Source organism: Allobosea sp. RAF48 (genome assembly GCF_052114025.1).
In the GTDB taxonomy this organism is placed as follows: domain Bacteria; phylum Pseudomonadota; class Alphaproteobacteria; order Rhizobiales; family Beijerinckiaceae; genus Allobosea.
The window spans coordinates 26916-42374 of sequence record NZ_JBFRDZ010000004.1 but is presented as its reverse complement, the minus strand read 5'-3'; the positions used below and the strand labels follow the sequence as shown (position 1 = coordinate 42374).

Sequence of the window (15459 nt, the reverse complement as noted above, 5' to 3'; positions counted from 1 at the left end):
AGCAATCGCCGTGGCGCATTCCTCATGGCACCTGCGCAAGAAGAGAGCGTGCCGCGGCAATGATCGGATCCGGCGGGATCATATCCTCCTGCAGATGCCACTCGACGAAGTCGCGGGTCTGGCCCGAGCGCTGCGCGATGAGGGCGACCCAGTCACGGTCCGGAAAAGCAGCTTTCATGCGCAGCGCCAAGTCCCGGCCGCTCATGATCGGTTCTGCGGGATCCATCGAACAACCCTGAAACATGGATACGAATGGCGTGAAGCCCTCTCTCCAGCGAGGAGAGAGGGCTTCACATGAACCCGGCGGATTACGCCGCCTTGGCGCTCGTGACAGCGGCCGAATTCGCCGGCCCGCCGAGCTGTGTCAGCAACTTGTCGGTCTTGGTTTCCTCGGTGAGTGTGGCGTCGAGCAGCGTCACCGCTTGGTTGTGGCCGAGTTGCTTCGCCCACGACTTCAGGGTGCCATAGCGCGTCATCTCGTAGTGCTCGACCGCCTGGGCCGAGGCGACGAGGCCAGCATCGAGCGCCGGGCTGTCGGCGTAGTCTTCCATGACCGCCTTGCCTTCCTCCAGAATGCCGAGGATGGCGTCGCAGGTCTTGCCGCGAGGCGCCTTGCCGATCACTTCGAAGACGTCCCCGAGGCGCTCGACATGACCCTCGGTCTCCTCGCGATGCGTCTCGAAGGCCTTCTTGAGATCGGGCGACCTGGCCGCCTTCGCCATCTTGGGCAGCGCCTTCAGGATCTGCTTCTCGGCGTAATAGACGTCCTTGAGCATGTCATGGAACATGTCGTCGAGGGCCTTTGGTGCATTCATGGCCATTGGGAATTCTCCGGTTGTCGGGGTTGCAGGCATGGATCAGGCGTCGAACTTGTCGCGGGCGCGGACACCTCCGGTCGCGCCGTGGATCGAGGCCAGTGCGCCGATGGGCATCGCGATGAAAGTCGCCAAGGCAAAGGAGGCGGCGGCCTTGCGAGCCCTGTCAGCCGTTTAGCGGGCAGTCTGCTCGCCCTTGGCCGCGGTTTGCTTGGCTTCCGCGATCGAGCCGGTGATACGCTTTTCAGCCTCAGGCCGGCTGATGCCGGTCTGGGCGGTGCTCACGTGGGCGACGTAGGTCTTGTTGGCAGGAGCCATGTTGCCGCTGCGGCTGCTCATGGCGATGACACGGGCGACCTAGGCGCGAGCCGGAGCGGTTTCGGTCGAGGAAGGAGCCGGTCGCTCGGTGCGAAACAACCAGCGCATTGCGGACGTTACGGCCCGCTCGATCTCTAGGAAACGATGGAAGAGGCGATATGTTCCGCCCAACCGGGAATGGTTCTTCAATCGGATCGAACGGCGGCACTGCGCTTTGATGCTACGGCCCATACTGGATGGTCGCCCAGGAACTGATATTCAACGGCAGCGAGTACATCGCGACCCGTGACCGCAGGAACACCCGCAGCAGGTCCATCACCGCGCAAAAATCCGCGGCAAACTACGTTTGGCGATCATCGCCGGAAACTCAGGCCGATGAAGCTGGGCCGTAAGTCAGAAACACGGCCCCGTAGAAACAGCCGGACGCCACGAGCACGAATGCGTGCCAGATAGCGTTCTGAAACGGAAGGCTCTGCCAGACGTGGAAGAGTACCCCTACTGTGTAGAGAATGCCGCCCGCCAACATCAGCCACAGGGTTTCCGCCGGCAACTGCGCAATGTGCTCCCACACGACCACGCCGCTCCAACCAATGAAGAGATAGAGCGCGATCGAAAGGCGATCGAACCGACCCGGCAGGGCGATCTTAAGCAAGACGCCCGCAATCGACGCGATCCAGACCAAGGCCAAAAGCGCTTGCGCCACAACGGTTTCGCTGAGCTTCATCAGAAACGGGGTGTAGGTGCCGGCTATCAAAACGTAGATGGCCGAATGGTCGAAGCGCCGTATCAGCCACTTCATCGGCGACACCGGCAACATGTTGTAGACCGCAGAAACGGTCAGAACGGCGATCAATGCGAAGCTGTATATCGCGACAGGAACGAGAGCAGGCAGTGAAGCTGTTGCCAGCACTCTACCTATCAAGGCAGTGACCGCACCAAGACCCAGGGCGACCCCGAGGACATGGACCACTCCATCGGCCCAACGCTCGGCCCGGCTGAAATCGAAGCGTCCTTGCGCTGGTTGCCGCACGTCAGGTTTCTCGATGGTTTTTCGGGCGATCGGTAATCGACATACTCGCATTCACGCAATCGAGGCAGAAAATCGCCGACGGTCGTGCCTACGATCGTGACAGCCGCCTCACATTCGAGCGCACTTTGGATCGATATGCACGCACAATTCCGACCGGAGATGTTCCTGTTGCGAGGCTTGCGAAAGCCTGGTGAGCAGCGGCGAATTTCTCCGCGACCATCAACTCCGCCTCGCGATCGGCGGCAGATCCGCCGGCCGACAGCTTGATCGTACGCAGCCAAATTGCGTGCTGTGCTTCAGCGGCGAGCATGGACAGTTCGTAGAACATCTTGAACATCGGAGCCGTCTCCTCGCAAACAAGCTCAAGCCAGCCGCAGGCGGAATGTTCCGTCGCTATCGCGGCATTCAACGCAAATCCGGGGGGATGTCGGGCGCGGCCTCCGACGCGTGCAGCTTAGGAAGGAGCGCGGCATCGACGCCGACGCCGCCTGCGTCGGCTGGGAGCGCGAACAGGGCCCGTGCATTCGTCGACATAATCCTGTCGCGGTCCAGCTCGCTGATCGGCGCAGAATCAATGAAAGCGCGCGCGTCGATGTTCGACCAGAAAGGGTAATCGACGGCGAACAGCACGCGCTCGGCGCCGATTTCCGCGAGAGCGCAGGCGAGGGCAGGGTGGGAGAAGTTTCCGCTCGTTGACAGATGGAAATGGCGGCGAAAATAGTCGCGGAACCGCCGCTTCATCGTGACATGCCGGGCGATGATCGCGTCGCAGCGTTCCATCATGAAGGGCAGCCCCTCGCCGAGATGGCCGAGCACGATCTGCAGGTTCGGGAATTCATCCAGTGCGCCGCTGAGCACCAGCCGCGTGGCTATCGTCGCCGCCTCGACCGTGAATCCGAGCGCGCCGCGGATCAGGACCGGATAATCCTTGTAATAGGCGTCTATCACCGGCGCGGCGGGCGTCGCCGGGTGGATATAGATCGGAACGCCCAATCCTTCGGCGCGCTCGAAGATGCCCCAGTATTTCCGCGCGTCGATGAATTCGCCTCGGGTCAACCCATGGATCATGGCGCCGCGGAAGCCATCAACGGAAACGCGTCGTTCGAGCTCCCTGGCCGCTTCCTGCGGGTCCGGGGTCGGCAGCATAGCAAGGCCGCGGAAGCGGTCGGGATAGCGCTCCACCGCTGCGGCCAGAAAATCGTTCGACAGCTGCGCAAGCCGGACGGAGTCGGCAGGCTCGAAGTTCTGCGCCCCCGGCTCCACTTCGGATAAAATCTGCATGCCGATGCCAGCGGCGTCCATCGCGGCGATGCGCCCGGCGCCAAGATCGCTGAGCGCCGCGTCGAGCGTGGCACTGCTCATCACGTCATGGCCACGCCGCAGATCGCGAAGCTTCGGTGTCCAAAAATGCTCTTCAACGGCGACAATGCTGGGCGACATGCTTAGATCCTCGATGGCCGGCCGGAGCCTCAGTTCAATTCGACGATCGCGCGGGGCGTCTTGTGCAGCCGCTCGGCGATGCCATCGGATCGGGTCAGGAAATTATCGCAGACGGTCACGAACAGGCGCTCTGTCGACAGGCTCGGATGGATGCCGATATTCATGTCGGGCGCGATCGTCATCGTTTCCTCGGCATGCGCCAGCGGCCGTTCTACGGCGTCGCAACCCTGGCCATGGCAATGGACGCGACGCTCCGGCGGAAAGCCGCGATGGCCCATATAGTCGTTGTAGACCGCGAGGATTTCGTCGCACCGTGCGCCAGCCGATAGAAGGGATACGGTGAAATCCTGCGCCTCGACCATCTCAGCGAAGCCGTCGGTCAATTCGGCCGGCGCCTTGCCGAGCGTGAAATGCCGCGCGATATGGACGAAATATCCGCCCGGCCCGCTATTCTCCGCCTGCAGCAGCAACGTATCGCCCTCGCGCAGCGTGCGGCCATGGAACGGGCGGATAAGCATTGGAGTCGGTTCGCCCGCAGCGGCCGAGGAGCCCAGAAAATAGCCGGTCTGACTGCCCATCGTCTGACCGAGATAATAGGCGTAGGCCATCACTTCGAAATCGCGCATGCCGGGCTGGATGAAGGCGCCGATGCGCGCGAAGATGTCGTCCTGCATCGCCGCCGCGCGACGAATGAAATCGATCTCGACCTCGCTCTTGATAGCGCGCGCATCATCGACGAGATCGCTGGCGTCGGACCACCGGACATTGCCGGCGCGCCTCTGCAGCCCGGACGCGAAGCCGTGATACATGGCGTTTGCGCCGACAAGCCCGACCGCTTGAAACCCGGCGCGCGTAATCTCGGCCGCGACTGCTTCCGCGTCCTGCTGGCCGGTATACCGCACCATGGGAAAATTGGCGGTGAACAGTCGGCGGCCGACGCCGGGTAATGTCTCATCGCGATCATCGAGATCGACGACGCGCCCGGCGGCTCCATGGGACACGAGAGTCATGAGGCCGTCGGCCGGTACGATCAATGTCTGCGCCGGGTTCGGCAACGCGCCAAGGCCGGTGAACCAGCGAAAATAGCCGCCGCCAGCGGCGAGGTTGTTGGCGCCTTGCACGATCAGGGCGTCGAGCCCTCGCTCACTCATGCGTTCGCGAACGGCCTTCCATCGGCGCTCCATTTCGGCGCGCGGAGTTGGATCGGAAAATCTCTCAATCATGGACATTGGCGCGCGATCCCGGTGGTGGCGGCAGGTGGATGAAAACGATGATCAAGGGGTCTGACGCGCCAGCCTGTAACGGCTTTCGGGGCGCGGCAGGCCCAACCCGTCGCGCAAGGTTTCGCCGTCATAGTCGCGGTGGAAGAGGCCGCGCCGCTGCAGCTCCGGAATTGCCAGCGTTGCGAATTCATCCAGGCTGCCGGGCAAATGGGACGGCTGAACGATGAATCCGTCGCTGCCGCCTTGCCGGAACCACTCTTCCATTTTGTCGACGACTTGCTCGACCGATCCCTTGATCGTCAGCTTTCCGCGCGCTCCTGCAAGTCTGAGATAGAGCTGGCGGATCGTCAGCTTTTCGCGCTGCGCAAGCTTGACGATATTCTGATAGAGGCCGCTCTTGCTGGCGTCCGTCTGCGGCAGGTCGGGCAGGGGGCCGTCGAGCGAATAGGACGAAAGATCCGCGCCGCCGAGCATGGTCGACAGGATTTCGCGCCCGACGATCGGATGGATGAGCGACTGCATGTGCTCATGCTTTTCGTTCGCTTCGGCCTCGGTTCGGCCGACGATCGGGTTGATGCCCGTGAGCACATGCAGATGTTCGGGGCGGCGGCCGTAGCGCGCCATGCGCCCCTTCACGTCGCGATAATATTGCTGGGCGCTGGCGAGGTCCATTTCGGCTGTAAAGACGATCTCGGCTGTTGCGGCGGCGAATTCACGGCCATCTTCGGACGATCCGGCCTGAACGATTACCGGATGGCCCTGAATCGGTCGCGGAACATTCAGCGGCCCGCGAATCTTGAAGTGCTTGCCCTTGTGTTCGAGCGCATGCAGCTTTGTCGGATCGAAATAAGCGCCGCTTTGCTTGTCGCGTATGAAGGCGTCATCATCCCAGCTATCCCAGAGACCGCGGACGACATCGAGGAATTCATGTGCCCGGTCATAACGCTCGGCGTGGTCATAATGCTGGTCACGCCCGAAATTTTGCGCCTCCGCATGCGCGGTTGACGTTACGACGTTCCAGCCGGCGCGGCCGCCGCTGAGATGGTCGAGCGACGCGAATTTGCGCGCCAGATGATAGGGCTCGTTGTAGCTCGTCGAGGCTGTCGCCACGAGTCCGATCCGGTCGGTTACTACCGACAGCGCCGACAAGAGCGTCAGAGGCTCGAAATGCGCGGTATACTGCGCGGAGCGGCTAAGCGCGTCCGGATGCGCCTCGCGAACGGCGACCTGATCTGCGAAGAACAGGAAGTCGAATTTCGACTGCTCGGCTGTTCTCGCCATGTCGAGATAGTGGCGAATGTTGACGCCCGCATCGGCTTGCGCGTCCGGATGGCGCCAGGAGGCGACGTGATGGCCTGTGTGGTTGAAAAACAGGCCGAGCGTCATCGTTTCGCGAGATCGCATCATGCGGCTCATTTCAAAAGCGTGTCGGGGATGGCCGGACCGCGGCATAGGCGCCGCGCAGATAAACCAGCGGCGCCTCGGCGATCTGCTCGCGGGCGTCGCGGACAAGTCCGACGAAAATTGAGTGAGTCGGCGTCTGATATTCGCTTGAAAGTTCGCAATCAAACACCGCAATCGCATCGAGCAGAACGGGCGCTCCCGTTTCGAGCGTGGTCCATCGGTCGACCGCAAAACGCGCTTCGCCCGAGACCTGTTCGCGGCCGGCGAAGCGGTTCGCCAGCATCTGCTGATCTTCCGCCAGCACGTTCACACTGAAGCAACGATCGGCGCGAATGCGGGAGTGAGCGCTGGCGTTTCGATTGACGCAGACGAGCAGGGCGGGCGGATCGTCGGATAGCGAACAGATCGATGTCGCGGTCAATCCTGTCCGTTGCCCCTTCTGCTTGCCGACGGCGATGACCGCGACCGTGCCAGCGACATTGCGCATCGCGCATTTGAAGGCGGCGGCGTCCATTGTCCTAAGTCTCCGCGGCATGAGGCAATTGATGAGTATGCTCACTAATATGGTGAGCATGCTACCTAACTGTCAAGCCATTTCTCGGCGGTTCGGGCTGGCCAGCGCCGAGCGTCGTTGTCGACCGGAGTTGAAACGTTTATTGATGCGGTGTTCACCGATTTCGCAAAGCGCCGGCCATGCTTGATGAGATTGCGGATATCGCCGACCTGAGGGACAAGCCTGGCTTTCTCATCCGGCGCGCGCATCAGATTACTGTCGCCGACATCGAAGCCAAGTTGGCCGCCTACAAGGTGACGTCGCCGCAGCATTTGGTTCTCACGGTGCTCTACCTGCATCCGAAAATCGACCAGGCGACGCTGGCGGATCTGATCGCGCTCGACCGCGTCACGGTCGGGCGCATTCTCGTCGGTTTGGAGCGGCGCGAGCTCGTGCGCCGCGATCACTCGCTAGTCGATGGGCGAGCGCGCGTGCTGAGCCTGTCGGCGTCTGGAAAGCGGCTTGTGCTGGCGCTTCAGGACGCTGTGCGCCGATCCCAGACGGATATCCTCGCGCCGTTGTCGGATGAAGAGCGGCGCCAGTTCTTCCACATCATGCGCCGGCTTGTCGGCTTCGAGCCGCCTGCGTCCATCGCCGTGCGTGCAGCGGAAACGCCGGAGCTGCCGGCGGGCGGGCGGGGTCACGGACCATAGATCGTCGGATCATCGATCTGGTTCAGCAGCGGCCGCCCGGCGATGAAATGGCTGGCGTTATCGATCACCAGCTCAACCGCCCGCGCGAGCGACGGGGCGTGTCCGCGCCCGCCCATATGCGGCGTCAGGATCAAATTCGGGCAGCCCCAGAGCGGGTCGTTTTCCGCTGGCGGCTCGGGGTCGGTGACATCGAGCGCGGCACCGCCGAGCGTGTTGTTGTGCAAGGCGTGCCGCAGCGCCGCGGAGTCGACTAGCGCGCCGCGCCCGACATTCACCAGCAGCGCCGTCGGCTTGCAGATCGCCAGTTGTCTTGCACTGATCATGTGCCGCGTTTCGGAGGTGAGGGGCGCAGCGAGCAGGATGACGTCGGCGCGGGCGAGGGCGCTGTCGAGTTCGCTGGTGCCACAGACCTCGTCGGCAACCGGATCGGGCGTCGCCTGGCGTTTGACGCCGATGACGTGCATGCCGAAGGCCCGCGCCCGGCGCGCGACCTCCCGTCCAATTGCTCCGAGCCCGACGACCGTGAGGACCGCGCCTTCGAGCGCCTGCATGCGGTCGGCGTAATCCGGCGCCCAGGCGCAAGCAGCTTGGCGAGCGAACGACAGATCGAGCCGGCGAGAGAGGCCAAGCATGAGCGCCATCGCATGCTCCGCAACGGCCTTGGCATAGGCGTCACCGACCGTGGTCAGCCGGGCTGCGGCCGGAATTCCATGCGCGCGCGCCGCATCGTAGCCGGAGAGCAGAAGCTGAATCCAGCGAACGTCCGCGCCCAGATCGCGCAGCGCATGAGCCGTCTCGGCGTTGCGCAACTGGCTCATCATGACGAGCGCGTCGGCGCCTGGCAGCCCGGCGGCGAAGCTGGCCTGGTCATTCACGCGCGCAACATCGACGCCGAGCGCTTGCAGACCTTGCGCAAGATCGGACGTGGCCTGTGACGTCCAAACGATGATTTTCATGGTTCCCCGGCTGCGATGCGAACTTTCCATATTGATGGTACAACAATGATTGGTATACAATCAAAAAGTCCAGACACGTCTGGGCCAATGAACGGACCAGCATGTCTGGCCAATAAACGGGAGGGATGGAATGTTTACGCGACGGGCGGTTTCTCGATGGCTTGGCGCCGGGCTCATGGCGGGGGCGACCACGACGGCGTTTGGTCAGTCGTTCCCCAGCAAGCCGTTGCACATCATCGTGCCTTATGCACCTGGCGGTAGCTCGGATCTGATCGCCCGCACCATCGGCCAGAAGTTGCAGGAAAATCTCGGCCAGCCGGTGATTGTCGACAATCGTCCGGGCGCCAACGGCGCGATCGGCATTGAAGCGATGATCCGCATGCCGGCGGACGGCTATACCTTTGCCGTGATTTCGACCGGCGCGCTGACCGTCAATCCGCATTTCGAGCAACTGCGTTACGATCCGTTGAAGGATCTTACGCCGATCTCCATGGCCGCGATCAGCCCGCTGGTTCTGGCCGTGAATGCGAAGTTGCCGATCAATTCGGTCAAGGATCTCATCGCATACGCGAAGGAGCGGCCCGGCCATGTCACCTACAGTATTCCGGGACCGGGAAGCCTGCCGCATCTCGCGGGAGAATTGCTCAAGCGCGAGGCCGGCCTCGATATGCTTGCGATCCCCTACAAGGGCGGCTCGCCAGCGTCGGTTGCGATAGCGTCGGGCGAGGTGATGGTCGGCATCGTCGACACCGGCGCGGTGTTGCCGCTCGTGCGATCTGGGATGGTGCGCGCGCTCGCAATGACAGACCCGAAACGCTCCCCCTCCATGCCTGATCTGCCGACTGTGTCGGAAGCGGGCGTGCCCGGGTTCGCCGTCAATTCCTGGATCGCCCTCCTGGCGGCGGCGGCCACACCGCCGGATCTGGTCGCAAAACTCAACGGCGAAATCACCAAAGCGCTGCAGGCTTCCGATATCCGTGGGCGGTTTACCGCCGCCGGACTCGATCCGGCGCCGACGAGCGCGGATGAGATGAGCAGGATCATGCGCGCCGACTTCGCGCAGTGGCAATCGTTGATCAAGGCGGCCAACATCAAGGCACAGTGAAAGTGCGTTCTGTTGGAGAAAGCCGATGACGGTCCGCATCGGAGGTCAGCAGGGCCTCCGGTGCGGCGGTCCGTTCATCGCAATCGCCTCTTTCTTCCCGGCCACCGGATCCGATGTGGCTGGCGGAACAGCGCTCCGCATGGGACCTGATGAGGCGCCGCGGCTCCTATACAACCGGCTGATAAGTGATTGGCAGCGTTTTGTTTGCGGCGCGGCGCAACGATCGAGGGCGAGCCGGTTCGGGCTGACGCGGTTCGCGATCAGGCATTCGAGCCGGCCGTCTCTCGTCGATCCAGACTCCCGGCCCTTGGGATAGTGCAGCCGGTCTGGCCCTGATCGGTGAAATGAATATCGCCATTCGACGCGATGTGCAGATCATCGCATTTGCGGAGGGTCGCGAATTCCGCCGCGCAGCGCGCGACCGAACAAGGCCGGCCTCCACATCGATCTGCATCTGGTCATTCCATGTCTGCAATAGAAAGCCGTCCGTCCGGACGAATCTTCGGTTCATTCAGCGGGCCATCGCATCGGACGACGAGCGGCCAATCGTCGCCGGGTGATACTGTGAAGACGCGGCCAACGGGCTGGCGACGACAGAGCGGTCGCTGTTGGCGTCGAATGCAGGCCTTCGAGAAGCAATCAACGGGCTGACCGCCCTTGTTTGCGGCGACTCAGGCGCTGCGAGTGCCGGCCCGCCAGACCTTTTCCGGCATCGCGGAGAAAAACGCGCGCCTCGATGACGCGCGGCGGGCGGTCGAGATACATCCTGCTGATGTGTCAGGGGCAAGGGCGGCGTGGACTTGCCCGCCTTACCGAAGCTGTTAGGCATCGGCCCTTGCTGCGATCCCTACGCCCGGTTTGCTCCCAAGCTTGGGTGAGTATGTCGACCGGGCAGGAGAGACGAAAGACGTCGCGCGCAGAAGGTGGCGCGAAGGGGTCGATCGACGCCTGAATCGGCTAGCCGCGAAATGCGCTGCGACCGGGGCACCCGGTCGCTGCCGGCCTGGCAGCGCTGAAGCAACTGCTGGACGAAAGTGTCTGAAGGCTGCGCGCCGCGGCCATGCTCGGCTTGCTCCGGCGGCGCGCACTGTCAGGACGGTCATTCAGCGAAGGTTTCCTCTCGCTTGTTTTTGATCGTCGGCAAGACCACCAGTATCATGAGCAAAATCGACATCGCCAGGAAGAGCGCGCTCAGCGGGCTGCGGAGGAACGTCATCGGGTCGCCGCGAGAGAGCAGCATCGCGCGGCGCAGATATTCCTCCATGATCGGTCCGAGGATGAAACCAAGGATGAGCGGCGCTGGTTCGAACGCCAGCTTGACGCAGGCGTAGCCCAGCAGACCGAAGAGCGACAGCAACAGGCAATCGAATGCGCTGTTCGACAAGCTGAACACGCCGATGCCGATGAACACCAGGATCGCCGGGAACAGCAGGCGGTAGGGAATGGTCAGAAGTTTGATCCACATGCCGATGAGCGGCAGGTTGAGCACCACCAGCATCAGGTTTCCGATCCACATCGAAGCGATGAGGCCCCAGAAGAGCTCCGGCTTCTGCGTCATCACCTGCGGGCCCGGTGCGATGCCCTGGATCATCATCGCACCGATCATCATCGCCATCACCGCATTGCCGGGAATGCCGAGCGTGAGCATCGGAATGAACGAGGTCTGCGCGCCGGCGTTGTTGGCCGATTCCGGTGCCGCAACGCCCTCGATAGCGCCCTTGCCGAATTGCTCGGGATGTTTCGAAATCTTCTTTTCCAGCGTGTAGGCGGCGAAGGACGCAAGCAGCGCGCCGCCGCCAGGCAGGATTCCGAGCGCGGAGCCGAGCGCCGTTCCGCGGAGAACCGGTTTCCAGGAGCGTCTCAGATCGTCCTTGGTCGGATAGAGATTGCTGACCTTGTCGACGAAGATCTCGCGCTTTTCCTTTTGCTCGAGATTCAGAATGATCTCGGCGACGCCGAATATGCCCATCGCCACGATGACGAAGCCGATGCCGTCGGACAATTCCGGTACGCCGAACGTGAAGCGCAGCGTGCCGGTCGTGACGTCCGTGCCGACGAGGCCGAGCATGAGGCCGAGCACCGTCATCGCCACGGCCTTGATCAAAGAGCCATTGGCGAGCACCACCGAAGTCACCAGTCCGAGCACGACCAGCGAGAAATATTCTGCAGGCCCAAAAGCCAGCGCCAGCTCGGCGAGCGGACGCGCCGCGAAGGCGATCACGAGCGTGGCGACGCAGCCGGCGAAGAACGAGCCGAGCGCGGCCATCGCGAGCGCGGGACCGGCGCGGCCCCGGCGGGCCATTTGATAACCGTCGAGGCAGGTGACGACCGATGTCGCTTCGCCGGGCAGATTGACGAGGATCGCCGTGGTCGAGCCGCCATACTGCGCGCCGTAATAGATGCCGGCGAGCATGATCAGCGCGCCGGTCGGATCGAGATTGAAGGTGATCGGCAACAGCATCGCGATGGTGGCGAGCGGACCGACGCCGGGAAGGACGCCAATCAATGTGCCGAGCAACGCGCCGACCAGCGCAAACAGCAAGTTGAGCGGCGATGCCGCGACAGAGAAACCCAACCAAAGATTGCCGACGATATCCATGGCGTCTTCGATCCGCTCAGAATGATGGCCAAAGAGGGAAGGGCAGGCTCAGCACTTTCACGAAGATGAGCGCCGAGAAGATCGCCATCCCCGCAGCGAGGGACGCAACTTCCTTCCAACGGAATTCGTGGCCTGCCGCGGCGCCGATCACGACAAGGACGACGATCGCGACAAGCAGCCCGGACGGGCCGATGAGGTAGCCGAAGCCTGCGATGGCGGCGAGAATGAGGGCCAGCGGCCGCCAGTGGAAGCGGCCGACCTGCGGCCCACCGGCTGCCAGCGCGTTGAGCGTGATGATCAGGCCGAGCGATGCCAGCAAGGCGCCGAGGATAATCGGAAAATAGGCCGGCCCCATCCGGACCGCGCTTCCTATGGGATAATACGCATAGGCCCAGATCGAGCCGAACAGGCCGATCGCCATTAACAAAAGGCCGGACCACAGGTCCGCCGACCGCGTCGTCATACTTGCCTCCCCCAGTGTCTTTCTTTCCGGGCCGTTATCGGTCCGGTTTGTTTGGGCGGCGGTCTAATATGAACGGCCTACCGATAATTGGTGTACTTACTTTATCGACATGTTGGCAAGCCGAAAGGTTTGGTCGCAGGCGACGTGTTTCCACGGGAAAGGCATGCAGCGCATCCGCGACCGCCCTTTCATCCGCAGACACCGGTCCTGATCGCCTCGGGCTTCGTCTCCGTCGCCTTCGTGATCGATGCCTGCGCCCGTCGCACCGTCAGCTGGCGGGCTTCCGCACGGTGCAGGCCAGCTTCGTGCTGGACGCGCCGGAGCAGGCCCTCGATCAGCGAGTTCCGACGCATCGCGGCGGACCCGTGCATCATAGCGGCCGGGGCAGCCAATACGGCTCGATCAAATACACAGAGCGCCTGGCTGGGGCGGGGGAGGGACGAGCGCCGGTTGGCAGTGTCGGCGATGGCGACGACAACGGCGCCCACCGAGACGATCAACGGTCTCTACAAAGCCGAGGTCATCCATCGGCGCGGACCATGGCGCCCGTTCGAGGCTGTCGAGTTCGCGACGCTTGAATGGATCGACTGGTTCAACAACCGCCGGCTGCTGGAGGCGATGGGCAATATCGCGCCAGCAGAACCCGACGAGCGCTAATACGCCAGGCTGGATGAGCCAGCGATGGCGGCGTGACTCAAACGAAACGGCCTCCGGCCAAACCGGGTCGGTTCAACCCGACCATCACAGCGGGCCTCCGCCTCGGCTGCGCGCTGACGCTTGTGGCCAAGTTTCAAGACGTGCGCTCTCTTTCCAGGGGCGCGGGTCGCTCTGCTGCTTCCGTTGTCGCATTCGTGTGAGCCGCGGTCGCGGGTCTCGCATGCAGCATGGCCACAGCGTCGCGGGCGCTTTCGTATGCGAGTTGCAGCGGCGCGAACTCCTCATAGCTGCAACGGCGTTGATAGCCGAGCGTTGCCATGTCGATCGTAAGAACACCAAGCTCCTTCGAAAGGCCGAGCGCGTCGGCTGGGTCGGTGGAGGCCCCGGCGCGTTCAGTGATGCTCTTCAAACTGCCCAGGATCTCGGATATGCGATCGGGACCGCCTTTCTTAAGGTAGCTACTGGCCGCGGCAAGAACCGAGCTTGCGACCCCGCCGACTAGCACGACGTTCCATATCTGATCGCTGAAGAGGGTAGACCAGCTCGTATCCGTATCCTCAAGATACGCTGCGGTGCCGGGGTGAATTGGAAAGCGCGCGTCCTCCTTCTCGCTTTCCGGCGGCGCTATCAGGTTGGCCAGTGGAACCTCACGCGCCAGCTCGCTGCGCCGTTCGAGCAGGCTGCGGGTCACCTCCGTGATCGCATTATTGTAGAGCCGCACGCGCAGTGGGCCGGTCGAGGCTCGATTGGCAGCAAGTACGGTCGGAACGCCGACCGTATCGACGTCCTCGTCTGGAATAGATAGGCGCGGAAATGCGAACTTCTCGATCGCCTCGGAGCTTGCGGCCGCAGTGTTCTGCTTAAGAGATTCGCCAAATTCGATACTGAGGATGGTTGGAGGATTCTTTTTCCTGTCGCCCGCCGCGGCAACCACTGCCCTGACCACGGGATCTGCTGGCACGCCGATCACGGCGAGGCAGTCGATCCGGCCGCTGGCGATAAGCCCGGCGATGTCTTCGGGCTTGACGATTGTCAAATGAACGTCCGCCGGCGTGAGGCCCAACATATCGAGCAACCTGACGAAGGAAGGTTCGTCGAGCGGCGTGCGGGAGACAAGACCGAGGCGCTTACCTTTCACGTCGGAAAGGCTCTCCAGCTTGTGTCGCGCCGGTGCGACAGCGATCACGACGTTGGTGCGCAGCAACACCACCAGCCCCGCGCTTGTAGGCAATGGATCGTCGAGTCTTATGACAGCCAGATCGACTTCCCGTTTTTCCAGCAGTTGATTGTTCGCATGCACGTCGGCCGTAGCGACCAAATCCACGCGCACCCCGGCACGGTTGATCTCGAGCAGACGATTCAACGCAATCAACAGCTTGGCGTCGATTCCGTCCTTTGGCCCTGCGGCGACGCGCAAGTGCAGGGGCCGCGACCATGCCAGATATGCCACGCTGGTAGCCGTGATCAGCGCAAGCGTCGCAGCGGCTAAAAGGAGCAGACGCGAGATCGCGATGTTCATGGCATTTGCCCCGAGCTACGCATCGCTTCGACGACGTCGGCTCAGCGCCCGCGAACCGCAACGGTCACGGACCTGGGCGACTTCAGTGGCGACCAGTCCAAAGACCTCAGCCGGGCTAGCTTAGCGTACTACACGGCGACGTCATCCATACTTTGCTACTAAATTCTTCAATGCCCCAATGCGCCGTGACGTATTGAGCAGGCCAATGCAGGCGGTCCTCGCGCGCAACCTGGTCACAGACGCTGACCCGCCCAACGTCAGCGTTGGCTCGCTTCGCATGAGCCTCGGTAGGGCATGAGGAATGCCTACCCAGTTGCCAGCGCACCGCGCCCATGTGATGGTCGTCGGGCTAGTCTAGGTGCCGTCCCGCATACGCTCGGAATTCTCTTCGGCCGCGACGCTCTGAGAATGCGCCCTTTGATTGTTTTGGGCGCATGCGCAGGCGCCGCCACGATGACTACCGCTTTCCAAGTAATTCAAGACGAAGATCAAAACTGAATATCAGCATTCGGCTACGCCTCGCTATGCTATCGGAAATATTCGGCTCACTGCATGGAGGGCCTGTTCTAGTCAATCGTGCGACGCTTTAATTGCAGCAGGATTCTGTGGGCGCAGAATTATAGTGTCGGTTGGCAAAGGATGAGTATCGAAATTGAGTTTCATACGTACGTCGAAAAATGAATATCGACTCCTCATCGCGTCTTAGGGATTTATTCAAAATGAA

The 15459-nt window shown here is 62.4% G+C and carries 15 protein-coding genes and 1 pseudogene; 3 read left to right on the top strand and 13 right to left on the bottom strand.

All coding sequences use genetic code 11. The features are described 5' to 3' along the window. Nucleotides 1-22: 22 nt before the first annotated feature. The 9 genes from AB4Z10_RS09120 to AB4Z10_RS09080 form a co-directional block, all read right to left on the bottom strand. Nucleotides 23-190 (bottom strand): hypothetical protein, encoded by a 168-nt coding sequence (locus AB4Z10_RS09120; RefSeq protein ID WP_441470077.1) that lies wholly within the window; start codon nt 188-190, stop codon nt 23-25. 118 nt (nt 191-308) lie between these two features. Then, nucleotides 309-821 carry a YciE/YciF ferroxidase family protein gene (locus AB4Z10_RS09115; protein ID WP_441470076.1) on the bottom strand — a complete coding sequence of 171 codons (513 nt, stop codon included), beginning with the start codon at nt 819-821 and terminating at the stop codon, nt 309-311. A 168-nt stretch (nt 822-989) separates the two neighbouring features. Next, nucleotides 990-1154 (bottom strand): hypothetical protein, encoded by a 165-nt coding sequence (locus tag AB4Z10_RS09110; protein ID WP_441470075.1) that lies wholly within the window; start codon nt 1152-1154, stop codon nt 990-992. A gap of 346 nt (nt 1155-1500) precedes the next feature. Beyond that, nucleotides 1501-2214, bottom strand: a complete 714-nt coding sequence (trhA, locus tag AB4Z10_RS09105; protein WP_441470074.1) for a PAQR family membrane homeostasis protein TrhA — start codon at nt 2212-2214, stop codon at nt 1501-1503. Between the two features lie 37 nt (nt 2215-2251). Then, nucleotides 2252-2500, bottom strand: a complete 249-nt coding sequence (locus AB4Z10_RS09100; protein WP_441470073.1) for a hypothetical protein — start codon at nt 2498-2500, stop codon at nt 2252-2254. A 68-nt stretch (nt 2501-2568) separates the two neighbouring features. After that, a complete protein-coding gene (locus AB4Z10_RS09095) occupies nt 2569-3603 on the bottom strand; it encodes an amidohydrolase family protein (protein ID WP_441470072.1) in 1035 nt (344 codons plus the stop codon). Nucleotides 3604-3632: 29 nt separating this feature from the next. Then, a complete protein-coding gene (locus tag AB4Z10_RS09090) occupies nt 3633-4787 on the bottom strand; it encodes a M24 family metallopeptidase (RefSeq protein ID WP_441470407.1) in 1155 nt (384 codons plus the stop codon). Between the two features lie 90 nt (nt 4788-4877). After that, nucleotides 4878-6212 carry an LLM class flavin-dependent oxidoreductase gene (locus AB4Z10_RS09085; RefSeq protein WP_441470406.1) on the bottom strand — a complete coding sequence of 445 codons (1335 nt, stop codon included), beginning with the start codon at nt 6210-6212 and terminating at the stop codon, nt 4878-4880. Between the two features lie 31 nt (nt 6213-6243). After that, on the bottom strand, nt 6244-6744 hold the full coding sequence (locus AB4Z10_RS09080) for a flavin reductase family protein (protein ID WP_441470071.1): 501 nt from the start codon (nt 6742-6744) through the stop codon (nt 6244-6246). Nucleotides 6745-6923: 179 nt separating this feature from the next. Between AB4Z10_RS09080 and AB4Z10_RS09075 the strand changes: the two genes are divergently transcribed. Next, nucleotides 6924-7436 (top strand): MarR family winged helix-turn-helix transcriptional regulator, encoded by a 513-nt coding sequence (locus AB4Z10_RS09075; protein WP_441470070.1) that lies wholly within the window; start codon nt 6924-6926, stop codon nt 7434-7436. Here the strand turns inward: AB4Z10_RS09075 and AB4Z10_RS09070 are convergent. Next, nucleotides 7424-8392, bottom strand: coding sequence for a D-2-hydroxyacid dehydrogenase (locus AB4Z10_RS09070; RefSeq protein WP_441470069.1), 969 nt, complete (start codon nt 8390-8392; stop codon nt 7424-7426). The two genes, AB4Z10_RS09075 and AB4Z10_RS09070, sit on opposite strands and share 13 nt — an antisense overlap. 175 nt (nt 8393-8567) lie before the next feature. Between AB4Z10_RS09070 and AB4Z10_RS09065 the strand changes: the two genes are divergently transcribed. After that, nucleotides 8568-9497, top strand: coding sequence for a Bug family tripartite tricarboxylate transporter substrate binding protein (locus AB4Z10_RS09065; RefSeq protein ID WP_441470068.1), 930 nt, complete (start codon nt 8568-8570; stop codon nt 9495-9497). Nucleotides 9498-10596: 1099 nt separating this feature from the next. Here AB4Z10_RS09065 and AB4Z10_RS09060 read toward each other — a convergent pair. Beyond that, nucleotides 10597-12096: a tripartite tricarboxylate transporter permease gene (locus tag AB4Z10_RS09060; RefSeq protein ID WP_441470067.1), complete on the bottom strand. Its 1500-nt coding sequence runs from the start codon at nt 12094-12096 to the stop codon at nt 10597-10599. 16 nt (nt 12097-12112) lie between these two features. Further along, the gene (locus tag AB4Z10_RS09055) at nt 12113-12559 is read right to left on the bottom strand and encodes a tripartite tricarboxylate transporter TctB family protein (RefSeq protein WP_441470066.1); all 447 of its coding nucleotides are present in this window, start codon (nt 12557-12559) and stop codon (nt 12113-12115) included. A 219-nt stretch (nt 12560-12778) separates the two neighbouring features. Between AB4Z10_RS09055 and AB4Z10_RS09050 the strand changes: the two are divergent. After that, nucleotides 12779-13216, top strand: a pseudogene (locus tag AB4Z10_RS09050) (IS3 family transposase); the annotation flags it as partial. A 133-nt stretch (nt 13217-13349) separates the two neighbouring features. Here AB4Z10_RS09050 and AB4Z10_RS09045 read toward each other — a convergent pair. Further along, the gene (locus AB4Z10_RS09045; protein WP_441470065.1) at nt 13350-14735 is read right to left on the bottom strand and encodes a TAXI family TRAP transporter solute-binding subunit; all 1386 of its coding nucleotides are present in this window, start codon (nt 14733-14735) and stop codon (nt 13350-13352) included. Between the last annotated feature and the right edge of the window lie 724 nt (nt 14736-15459).